The organism is Hyalangium versicolor (assembly GCF_020103695.1).
Lineage (GTDB): Bacteria > Myxococcota > Myxococcia > Myxococcales > Myxococcaceae > Hyalangium > Hyalangium versicolor.
In genome coordinates this window covers 114,752-125,738 of sequence record NZ_JAHXBF010000004.1, presented here as the reverse complement: position 1 = coordinate 125,738, position 10,987 = coordinate 114,752, and the positions used below count along the sequence as shown (strand labels likewise).

Below are 10,987 nucleotides of genomic sequence, written 5' to 3'. Positions count from 1 at the left end.
GCGTGAGAACAAGGGGTTACATTATCCGCCATCCGATAGGGCCGATCAATGTTCTCCCTCAGCCCAGCTTGACGGAGGGAGTAGCCGAGCAGATGGCTCAGCGCCGCTCTCAACGTGCCGCGGAGAGTCACAAACCCGTGAAACAGGAAGCAAGGCCCCCTGCGAAGCCACGGTTCTTCATGGGAGCACGGCCTGGACCGGCACCATGTAGATGGACGCCGAGCCATCTCCCAACTGCCCCGTTGTACTCGTGCCCCAGGCCCACACAGTGCCGCCACTTCCGAGCGCCAACGAGTGGTTGGCCCCGGCAGCAAGCGCGGTGGCCCCGGCCAGCTCCGACACTTGTATCGGAGTGAGCCGGTTGGTGGTCGTCCCGTCGCCGAGCTGGGCGTACTGATTGGCACCCCAGGCCCAGACGGTGCCGTCATTTCGGAGGGCCAGTGCATGGGTATCACCCCCGGCGACCGCTGTCATGTTCGCGAGCCCGCTGATCTGAGCGGGAGAGACCCGGTAGGTTGTGCTCCCGTCTCCAAGCTGGCCGCTGGCATTGTTGCCCCAGGCCCACACCGTGCCATCGCCTCGAACGGCCAGCGAGAAGGACCCTCCAGCGGAGATGGCGGTGACACCACTCAACCCAGAGACCTGCACGGGGCTCAAGCGGCCAGTCGTCGTCCCATCACCGAGACTGCCGCTGAAGTTCGAGCCCCAGGCCCACACCGTGCCGTCGTTGCGGAGCGCCAGCGAGTGGGAACTCCCTGCGGAAATGGCACGGATGTTGGCGAGCCCGGTCACCTGCACGGGAGTCAGCCGACTGTAGCTCGTCCCATCCCCGAGTTGACCGCTGCTGTTGGAACCCCAAGCCCACACCGTGCCGTCGTTGCGAAGCGCCAACGAGTGGGAGCCCCCCGCAGCGAGAGCTGTTACGGCGGTCAGCCCGGAAACCTGGACAGGAGTCGAGCGGTCCACCGCATTTCCGTTCCCCAGCTGACCTGAGGCGTTGGCTCCCCAGGCCCATACAGGCCCATTTTCGATCGCCGCGAGTGAGTGGGAGTCTCCTGCGGCAAGCGCCGTGACGTTGGCCAGCTCTCGTACCTGCTCTGGGGTAGGGCGTTGGAGCGGAGTGGATCCCTGGCCGAGCTGTCCTTGGTAGTTGAAGCCCCAACTCCAAAGGGAGTGGTCGGACCGGAGTGCCATCGAGTGGACTCGGTTGGCGCTGATGGCCGTCACTCCGGTCAGCGAGGGGAGAGGTGAGGGGGTGGTGCGCCTGGGAAGCAAGCCGTTGCCGATCTGACCCGCCGAACTGGTGCCCCAGGCCCACACAGAACCGTCCCCGCGGACGACCAGGGAAGTGGGGCGGTCATAGAACAAGCCCTTGCTCGCGGCGATGGCGGTGACGTTGGTCAGCCCAGGGACCTGCACGGGGTTGAGCTGGTTGGTGACGGTTCCATCTCCGAGCTGGCCAAAGTCGTTGTAGCCCCAGGCCCAGGCGGTTCCGTCACTCCGGATGGCGAGCGAGTGAGATGAGCTCGCGGCAAGTGCCGTGATGTGAATCAGTCCGAGCACCTGCACGGGGGTGAGATGTGCCGTGGACGTCCCATCTCCCAGTTGCCCTGTGGGATTGTCTCCCCAGGCCCAGGCGGTCCCGTCAGCGCGCAGAGCCATCGAGTGGAAGTAACCCGCAGCAAGTGCGGTGACGTTGGTCAGTCCTGATACCTGGACAGGAACCGGGCTGTCGGTCGTGGTGCCGTTACCGAGCTGGCCAAATTGGTTGGAGCCCCAAGACCACACCGTCCCATCGCTGCGAAGGGCGAGCGCGTAGTAGGTCCCCGCCGCCACCGCGATGACGTCCGTCAACCCGGGCACCTGTCCCGGCGTAAGGCGGGTGGTGGTCGTTCCATCACCGAGCTGGCCGTACTGGTTGTCGCCCCAGGCCCACACCGTGCCGTCGGAACGCACGGCCAGCGAGTAGAGTTCCCCTGCGGCGAGCCCCTTCACGTCGGTCAACCCGAAGACCTGCACCGGCGTGGAGCGGTCGCTCGCCGTCCCGTCCCCCAGCTGACTCTTGGAGTTGTCTCCCCACGCCCAGGCCGTGCCGTCGGCTCGGAGCGCCAGGCTGTGCGAACGCCCGGCCGAAATGGCCGTGAGGCTGTTCAAGCCCGACAACTGCGCGGGAGCCGTGCGGCCGTTGTTCGTCCCATCGCCGAGCTGGCCCTTGCTGTTGGAGCCCCACGTCCAGACGGTGCCATCGGCACGCAGGAGCATCGAGTGCAACTGACCCGCGGCCGCAGCGGGAGCAGGGCAGGGGTTCGCCGCGAGCGAGAAGGACTTGGAGGCCGTCAGCCCCGCCTCATTCGTCACCGTGACGGTGAGGGCGAGCACCGTGTCCTTGGCCACGCACAGCGGAGCCGTCCACGTCACCTCGCTGCTCGCGTTCGTACTCGTGGGACTCCCGAGTGTCCCAATGGTGGCCGTCCACTCGAAGCGAAGCGATGAGGACTCGGCATCCTGCGCCGTCACCGTGAGGGTGACGGTGCCCTGGCCCAGAACGCTCGTGGCCGACTGCGAACTCTGGACGATCTCCGGAGGCGTGGTGTCGGTCGGGGGAGGCGCATCCTGTCCGCAACGCGTCGGATTCCGCTGGCAGAAGGCATCGCCTTCCCGCTCGAAGTCCGTGCAGGCCAAGAGGGTGGCCACCCCCAGCGCGGCCAGCAGTGCGCAGTGCCTCCAGACGGTCGTCATGGCCCCTAGATACTACCTCCCGATTCGTCGGTCGAAGCCGGTTCCAGGTCCACCACCTGACGGGACCCAGGACGTTGGGGCAGTAGTCGGCGCCTCCAGACTGGCGAGATAGTGCATGCGGCTCGGAGCCGGGAAAACCTCCCAGCGCCTGAGGAACTGCCAGGTCCTACCTCCTCCATGACTCCGCAAGTCATGGCACCACCATCTCGGCCCACGACCTCGCAGTACCTCACCGGGCCCATCGGGGGGCTGTCATGAAGAGCGTGAATCATGCGTTGCGCTGGTTGCTGGCACTGGGAGTGAGCGGTGCCATCCTGGGTGGCTCGCTGGCCTACGCGCGGATGCGCGAGTGCTGGGATTGCTACCCCTGTGGTTGTTCTCCCGATGGAGGTGCCCTCCTGTGCTGTAGCACCCGAGGCTGCTAGCCCTCTCCAGGCACACCGAGGCCCTCGTGCGACCCAGGTACCTGATGCCGGCAGCCTTCTTGGTGGTCCTCTCGACAGTTCCCTCGGTGGCCCACCACTTCGGGGCGCTGCCCCAGGCTCAGGAGGCCACCTCCGTCCCCGGCGCCTCGCGGACGGTCCCCTCTCCACCCTCCCGGCGAGACTCGCGCCCCGAGGACCCAGCCCCCCACGCGATGTCGGAGATCGCCTCGGCCCAGGCCTCCCTCATCGCCGTCCACCCTCAGGCACCCCCGAGAGAAGCCGAGGCTCAAGCCGCCTCCGCCGCCAGCCTCCAAGTCGCCAGCACCGAGGCGAGTCCTCCGCCCATCGAGGCCGAGAACTCCCAACGGGATGGACTGCCGGCCGCCGGTATGCGCTGCTCCGTCGAGGGCGGCGCCCTCCAGTGCGGAGCCTGCCGGACCGATGGTGACTGTCCGGCCGGCAGCGGCTGTGTCGCCAACCGCGAGACTCGCCGCTTCGAGTGCCTGGCCTCCGAGTGCGAGGAGGACGCGCACTGCTTTCAAGGGCGCGTCTGCCGTCCCGTCACCACCGGCGCTACGGGGCCCGTCATCCGCCGCTGCGCCCCCACCGGCACGCGCCGCGAGGGCGAGCCCTGCGATGGGCTGTTCATCTCCCCTGCAGGGTCGTGCCAGGAAGGGCTCACGTGCCACCGGGGCGTCTGCAGCACTCCGTGCCGGCCCGGTGAGCCGACGAGCTGCCCCACGGGCCATGTCTGCGAGGAGGGGACCAACGGCCCAGCGTGCTTCCCGGACTGTCGTGCCCGGGGCTGTCCAGAGGGGCAGCGGTGCAAGCGCCTCGACGACACGGACTACCAGTGCCTCGCCGAGGTGAAGGGCGAATGCCCCGAGACCCCATGCGGCCCCGGCGAGCGCTGCAACCTGCGGCTGTCCCAGGGCCGTGGCGTCTTCTGGTGCGCTCCCCTCTGCAATCCCCTCCAGGCAGACACCTGCCCCACCGGGCAGGTCTGCGGCATCGGCAGCCCTACCTCCAGTACGTGCTACCGCCGGTGTGATCCCCTGGTGCCCGATTCCTGCGGTGACGGGTGGCAGTGCACCACCGTCTCCGAGGACATGACGCAATGGGGCTGCAGTCCCATGTCCCCGCGGTAGTGAGGACGTGAGGAGCCGAGCCCCTCGAGCACGGGAGCCTCGGGTGGTGTGCAGGTGACCTGGCGGGTTGGCCGGCCGCCGTCAGCGCCGCTTCGTGCGCTTGGGAGGTGGCAGACCCAACAAGGTGTCCGACATCTCGCCCAGCACGCAGCAGATGGCGACGAAGCTGTCCAGGCTCGGCAGGACCGTGCCTCGCTCCATGCGCCCATAGAGGTCCACCGGCATCTCGATGCGCGATGCCATCTCCGCCTGCGTCCAGCCCATCCGCTTGCGCGCGTGGCGCACATTGGCGGCCAGGGCCTTGGTGAACGTCTTGATGGACGCCGCGGTCCCTGCCCGGGCCTGCGGCAGCGTGTCCTCCCGGCCGGGCTGGGAAATCAGCCGGTCTGGCGACTCCCCCAGGACCCGGCAGATCGCCACGAAGCGCTCCAACCTGGGAACGATGTGCCCTCGCTCCATGCGTCCGTAGACCTCAGGGGCCATGTCTATCCGCTCCGCCATCTGCTCCTGCGTCAGCCCCAACCGGCAACGGGCCTGACGAATGTTCCTGCCCAGCGTCCTCTTGTCGAGGCCATCCATGCGTCCTCTCCTCCGAGAGCAACCCAACATCGTGGGTTGTGCGCATGGCATACAACGTCATGGGTTGGCGGCACAGAATACCTCAGGTAGGGAAGATGGCATGTGACTCCCTAGGTTGGGAGCCTGCTGCGCCGCTGGCGTTTCGGGGCCGGCTCCGTCCGAGGATCGAGGAACGTCACCAGCAGCCTCTGGAAGCCCGCCATGTGCCGCCGCACGGCCTGGCGCTGGAACTGCGTCAGCCGAGGCATGACCGGGGAGAACCGGTGCATCACCGAGAGCCACTCGTCCTCGCGGACGACCGTGCCCGTCGTGGTGTCGGAAAGAGACAACCCCAGCAGTTGGTCCGCGGACTCACCCAGCTTGCGGCAGATGTCCACCAGGCGTTCCACGCGCGGGAAGATGAGCCCTCGCTCCATGCGCCCGTACACCTCGGGTGACATCTCGAGCATCTCGGCCATCTGCTCCTGGGTGATGCCCAGCCGCGCACGGGCCCTTCTGATGTTCGCGCCGAGGGTCTTCTTGAGAACCTTCACGCGTTCGCTGTCCATGACCTTCGCCCACCTTGAAAAGTTGGGGGCATACGTAAGACGTAATGAGTCGGATTTTCAAGGACACGCGGGGTAGGCACGGACAAAGGACCACCCAGGTTAGAACTCACCCGGTTTCCTGACGATTGCCTACCTGTTAGGGGGGTATCTGGGTTACTCTCGCTTGCGGCCGCGCGTCTTGGGAGCCCGGCGCGGCTGGCTCTTCGAGGGGCCCTTCTTCTTGATGAGGGCGATGAAGCGCTGCAGATGAGAGAAGGTCTGCATCAGCTCCTTGCGCTCGGCTTCCGTCAGACGGGACTCCATCTGCATGAAGAAGTGGCGCATCACCGTCATCATCTCGTCATAGGCCGGTGACATCTTCGGCGCCACGGGAGCGCTGGTGCCCGACGAGAAGCCGAGCATCTGGTCCGGAGGCACACCGAGGATCTTGCACAGGAGGACGAGCCGCTCGAGCCGGGGCAGGACCTTCTTGCGCTCCATGCGCCCCAGCACCTCGGTCGACATCTCGACCATCTCGGCGAGCCGGGCCTGAGACAGCCCCAGGCGCACGCGCGCCTTGCGGATGTTCGGCCCGATGACCTTCTTGAGGGTCTCGGTCAGCTCCTTGTCCATGATCGTCCCATGCCCACCGCTAAAAGTCGGTGCGATACATAGGACTTGCAACGTTGGGCTCCAAGGACACCCGGGGTAGTGATTTTCAAGTGGCCGGTCAGGTCATAACCCTTCTGGTCTTGCCAGCACTTCCTACCCAACAAGAATGATCCGTGTCCATCTCAGGGGGCCGATTCCTCGGCGCTGGCGCGTCCCGCGGGCTCTCCGTACACGGAGATTTCCACCGTCGCCCGGAGCCGTTTCCCTGCCCGTGCCGGCGTCACGTCCACCGTCCACCGCGTCTCGTTCTGGCGGACCAGGTTCGAAACCGAGGAGCCTTCCAGGCCCTTCACCTGCAGTGCCCCCTCGGCAATTGGAGGGGCTCCCGCCTCCTTGGGTTGGGCGGTGATCTCGAGCTTGAAGCGTCCCGCTTCGGGCTTCAGCACCAGCTCGGTGCTCACGGATGGGAGCACCTCCGCGCTCACGGTGCCCACCGCTCCCGCCATGTCCACCGTGTGCTGCCCTGGCGCGAGGAGCGTCACCTCGGGGCCTACGTCCTTGCCCTTGACCCTCAGGGGGAGTCCGAGCGCGGGGTCCACCGAGAGCTTCACGACCCCCTGGCCCGTGACGCGATCAGGAGGCTGCGTCTCGCCGCGCTCCACCTTCACCGCGACGATCTCCACCTTCCTTGGCGAGGAGGGCATTCCTGGGAGGCCGAGCGCATCCACCGCCTGCACCCGTGCGTAGTAGCTGCCCGGCGGAAGCGCTCCCGCTTCGAGCACGGTGGCGGAGTTCGAGGGAGAGGCCTCGGCCACCACGTCGTTGAGGCGCTCATCCTTCGCGAGCACCGCGCGGTAGCTCACCGCGCCCGTGACGGGCTGCCACTTCAGGGCGTGGGCTCGGGGGCTGCCCCCCAGGGACAACAGCACCTCGCGGGGGCCGGAGCTGCTCCACATGGGAGCGGGCAGCAGCGGCCGAGGGGGCTCGGGGGCCTTTCCCTGCTCCACGCGCGTGCCCTTGCCTCCGGGCACCTCCACCTGCGCGCCGCTCGCCGCGACCTGGGCCCGGCCGTCGAAGACGGCGACCCGGCTCATCCGCTTGTCGTCCACGCCGACGTAGACGTCCTGTCCGGCCGCCGCGACCCTCGCCGAGGGGGTCTCCATCGGAAGCGGCTCGCCTCGCAGCGCCGCCAGCTGCATGTGGAGGTCTCCCTGCACCAGCTCCACTCTTCCTGACTTGCGGGGCTCCTCCTTGCTGCTGGCCTGGGCCGCGCCATAGATGACGACCAGCGCGTTCTCGCGAAGCTGCAGCTTCGAGCTGTCCTTCAGTGTGACCTCCGCTCTCGCGTCGCGCAGCGTGTTCACCTGGTAGAGCCGATACAGGGCCTCGCCCTGCCGCCCCGGCTTCCACGCGGGCTCCTGGGGCGGGCGCGTGTTGACCTCCGGCTTCACGTAGGTCAGGTGGGCCTCGGCCTCGGGGAGGATGCGCAGGCGTGTGCCCGGCACCAGGGCCGGGTGATTGTTGGGAAGCGTGTTGAGCTCGTGGAGCTTGCGGTAGTTCCCCGACGGGCCCCAGACGCGCCTGGCGATGAGCTGGCAGGTGTCACCCGGCTGCACGACGATGAACTCCTCGTTCGAAGCGGCGGGCTCGGTGGCGCTCACGACCGTCGCGGCCAGCAGCAGCCCGAGCGCCAGAAGCCGCTCAGCGGTGCGCTCGAAGCGCTCGTGCCACCTTGCGGCAGAGCTCCAGCGGATCGAGCGGCAGCGGTATGTAGTCATAGATTCCACTTTCGATGGCACGGGTCATCACCGTGAGATCATCCTCGCCACACAGCAACACCGGCGGAGCCTGAGGTGTCGAAACCACCCTGCGCGCCAATTCGAGCGCGTCGCTCCCTGGCGCGGGGAAGATGACCAGCGCCAGGATGTCGCCGAGCCGCGTGTCCGCTTCCGTGCAAGGCACCACCCGGAAGCCCACCGAGGCCAGCGCCGTGCCCACCCCCATGGAGCCGGGAGGCGCTCCTGCGTCAATCACGCCCACGGGGAGCTCCGGGGGGACATCGAGCGCGAGGGACTGCGGCGCTGGGGCAGGGCGCTCCTTCTTCTTGCCCTCTCCGCGCGACACCTGGGACAGCGTGATGGAGGGCGACAGCGCCCGGAGCAGTCTCAGGCGCACCACCTGCGCATTCTCCGGACGCTGCTCCGGCCTTTTTGCCAGGCAGTCGAGCACCAGCGCCTCCAGTGCTCGGGGAATGTCCAACTGGGGCCTCAGCTGCCGCAGCGGCGGAGGCGGACGGTAGAGGTGCCCGCTCATCACTTCCGCGGCGGGAGTCGTGCCGAAGGGCGGCTGCCCCGTGATGAGTTCGTGGAGCAGGCACCCCAGCGAGTAAAGATCCGCGCGTGCATCCACACGCTCCCCTCGGCACTGCTCGGGTGACATGTACGCGGGCGTGCCGTGCACCAGGCCCGAGGCCGTGATGCGCGCCTGCAGCGCTCCGTCCACCACCTGCGCCAGCCCGAAGTCCAACACCTTCGCTCGGGGAGAGGACAGCTCGCCGGTGAGCATCACGTTGGGCGGCTTGAGGTCCCGGTGGACGATGCCCAGCGCGTGCGCCGCCTCGAGCACCTCCAGCACCTGCGCTGCCACATCCACCGCCACGGAGACGGGCAGCGAGCCCTCCCGGAACGTCACGGCCTCCAGCGTCTCCCCGTGCACGTGCTCCATGGCGAGGAAGAGCGCTCCTTTGTCCTCGCCGAAGTCGTAGACGTGCACTGCTCCCGGGTGATGCAGGCGCGCCATCAGCATGGCCTCGCGCTGGAAGCGGGCCACGGCTCCCGGTGAGGTCGCGATATGCGCGTGCAGCACCTTGACGGCCACGTGGCGCGAGAGGCCGTGCTGCCTCGCCTCGTACACCGTGCCCGTGCCGCCCTGGCCCAGCACGCGCAGCAGGCGGAAGCGTCCTGCCAGGGTGCTCCCCACGCGTTCGTCGAGCTCCGTGCTCACGCAGCCACCTCGAAGACCGAGGTCGTCGCGCTGCGGCCGTGGAGCATCCTCTCACCCAGGTGACGGAGGACCTCGGCCTCTGGTCCCAGCCTCTCTCGTGTGGCCGCGCTCACCAGGATCTGTCCCGGCTGCGCCATCGACTCCAGCCGTGCCGCCACGTTCACCGTGTCGCCGATGACCGTGTACTCCATGCGCCGCTCGCTGCCGAGGTTGCCCGCCACCACCGTGCCCGTGTGCAGGCCCATGGCCAGTTGGATCTCCACGCCCCACTTCTGCCGCCAGCGCCGGTTGCCCGTCTCCACCCAGCGCCGCAGCTCCATGGCGGCCTCCACGGCCTGTCGCGCGTCGTCCGGGTGGCTCTCGGGCGTGCCCCACACCGCCATCACGCTGTCGCCGATGAACTTGTCGATGATGCCTCCGCGCCGGTGGATGATCTCCGTGGCGAAGGTGAACAGCTCGTTGAGCAGCGCCACCACCGTCTCGGGAGGAAGCGACTCCGACAGGCGGGTGAAGCCGCACACGTCCGAGAAGAGCACCGTCACCTCGCGCCGTTCGCCGCCCAGCCGCAGCCGGTCCGGCTCCCGTGCGATGAGCTCCACCACGTCCGCGGACAGGTAGCGGCTGAGCGCGGTGCGCACGCGGGTCTGCTCCACCAACTCCTTCTCCGAGGCCTGGAGCGAGCGGGCCATCTCTCCCAGCGAGCGCCCCAGGTGTCCCAACTCGTCCCCGCGAGCCTCCACGCCGTCCTCCACCTTCGTGAAGGTGCGGGCGGCGATGTCTCGGGTGGCGCGCACCAGGGCTCGGATGGGGCGCGCGAGCTGCCGGGCTCCCAGCAGTGCTCCGCCCAGTGCCACCACCGCGCAGACTCCCAGCGCCACGCCCACCCAGAGCCGCATCCACCCCAGCGAGGCGTAGGCCAGCGATCGCGGCCGTTGCACCACCACGGCCCAGCCCAGCTCGGGCACCGTCTCCAGCGCGCCGACCATGGGCGCGCCCTTGTCGCGGAACTCGGGTGAGGCGCCGAAGACAGCGTGGAAGGAGGCATCTCCCGCCAGCGCCGTGAAGATGCCGAGCCCCTCACGCGAGCTTCCGATCCGAGCGGGATCCGCGTGGAGCACCACCCGTCGGGACTCATCCACCACGTAGATGCCCTCGCGTGAGCCCACGTGCTCCTCGGCCAGCCGCGTCACCTGTTCCAGCAAGGGCGCGAGTCGAAGGTGGGTCAGGAGGAAGGCTCGCGTCTCTCCGTTCACCTCGGCCCGGTACACCACGCTCAGCCAGGCCTCCTCGGTTCCTCGCTGGACTTCCAGCGGCAGCAGCCCGCGCGAGGGTGCTGCTTTCAGCACCGAGGCCGGGAGCTCCGATGGGACCTCCGGAGTGGGAATCTCCTTCGCCTTGAGGGTTCCCAGGCGCTTGCCGTCCGGGCTGTAGAGCGTCACGAAGTCGATGGCCGTGGAGGTCGAGATCCTCGAGGCCGCGAGCGCCAGCCGCTGGTCATCCGAGCCCAACCCTGGTGCGAGCAGCAGGTAGCCCACGCCCTCCAGCTCCTGCTGGTCACGCGCCAGCTCCGCTCGGATGGCCCGGCGCACGTCTCCCGCGATGGCCAGGTGCAGCTCGCGCGCGGCCAGCCGGAGCGCGTCCGCGTTCACATCCATCATCACCAGCCCGAGCCCCACGAGCGGCGGCATGGACACCGCGAGCATGAGCAGCAGCAGCCGGGCGGCCAGGGGCAGGCGAGCGCGTGCGGTCGGTGAGGCCGAGGTCGCTCCAGAAGATGAGGTCTGCAAGGCTCAGCTCCAGCGGGGGACAGGCTTGTGGCGGGGGACAGGCATCTATCTGGAGGCACTGCACGCTGGACGAGTCTGAGTGGGCGGGCTGCGGCGGATTCTGCAATGAACCCAACCGCTCGTCATCTCAGCGTTGAGCAAGGTCCTCCATCCTGGGAGCCCAGGGC

At 68.2% G+C, this 10,987-nt stretch carries 9 protein-coding genes; 2 read left to right on the top strand and 7 right to left on the bottom strand.

What is annotated here, in order from left to right; genetic code table 11:
- Positions 1 to 177 precede the first annotated feature (177 nt).
- Positions 178 to 2,739 carry an RCC1 domain-containing protein gene (locus tag KY501_RS09915; RefSeq protein ID WP_224362454.1) on the bottom strand — a complete coding sequence of 854 codons (2,562 nt, stop codon included), beginning with the start codon at positions 2,737 to 2,739 and terminating at the stop codon, positions 178 to 180.
- Between the two features lie 254 nt (positions 2,740 to 2,993).
- Between KY501_RS09915 and KY501_RS09910 the strand changes: the two genes are divergently transcribed.
- Complete coding sequence (locus KY501_RS09910) at positions 2,994 to 3,164, top strand: hypothetical protein (protein ID WP_224362453.1); 171 nt, start codon at positions 2,994 to 2,996, stop codon at positions 3,162 to 3,164.
- Between the two features lie 44 nt (positions 3,165 to 3,208).
- Positions 3,209 to 4,312, top strand: a complete 1,104-nt coding sequence (locus KY501_RS09905) for a hypothetical protein (protein ID WP_224362452.1) — start codon at positions 3,209 to 3,211, stop codon at positions 4,310 to 4,312.
- Positions 4,313 to 4,393: 81 nt separating this feature from the next.
- Here the strand turns inward: KY501_RS09905 and KY501_RS09900 are convergent, their stop codons facing one another.
- The 6 genes from KY501_RS09900 to KY501_RS09875 all read right to left on the bottom strand — a co-directional run bounded on the left by KY501_RS09900 (position 4,394) and on the right by KY501_RS09875 (position 10,820).
- Positions 4,394 to 4,891 carry a helix-turn-helix domain-containing protein gene (locus tag KY501_RS09900; protein ID WP_224362451.1) on the bottom strand — a complete coding sequence of 166 codons (498 nt, stop codon included), beginning with the start codon at positions 4,889 to 4,891 and terminating at the stop codon, positions 4,394 to 4,396.
- 110 nt (positions 4,892 to 5,001) lie between these two features.
- Positions 5,002 to 5,439: a helix-turn-helix domain-containing protein gene (locus KY501_RS09895; protein WP_224362450.1), complete on the bottom strand. Its 438-nt coding sequence runs from the start codon at positions 5,437 to 5,439 to the stop codon at positions 5,002 to 5,004.
- Positions 5,440 to 5,592: 153 nt separating this feature from the next.
- A complete protein-coding gene (locus tag KY501_RS09890) occupies positions 5,593 to 6,051 on the bottom strand; it encodes a helix-turn-helix domain-containing protein (RefSeq protein WP_224362449.1) in 459 nt (152 codons plus the stop codon).
- A 161-nt stretch (positions 6,052 to 6,212) separates the two neighbouring features.
- Positions 6,213 to 7,808 carry a FecR family protein gene (locus KY501_RS09885; protein WP_224362448.1) on the bottom strand — a complete coding sequence of 532 codons (1,596 nt, stop codon included), beginning with the start codon at positions 7,806 to 7,808 and terminating at the stop codon, positions 6,213 to 6,215.
- Positions 7,732 to 9,033 (bottom strand): protein kinase domain-containing protein, encoded by a 1,302-nt coding sequence (locus KY501_RS09880; protein WP_224362447.1) that lies wholly within the window; start codon positions 9,031 to 9,033, stop codon positions 7,732 to 7,734. The genes KY501_RS09885 and KY501_RS09880 overlap by 77 nt, the downstream gene beginning before the upstream one ends.
- Positions 9,030 to 10,820, bottom strand: a complete 1,791-nt coding sequence (locus KY501_RS09875) for an adenylate/guanylate cyclase domain-containing protein (protein ID WP_224362446.1) — start codon at positions 10,818 to 10,820, stop codon at positions 9,030 to 9,032. Before KY501_RS09875 ends, KY501_RS09880 begins: the two co-directional genes overlap by 4 nt.
- Between the last annotated feature and the right edge of the window lie 167 nt (positions 10,821 to 10,987).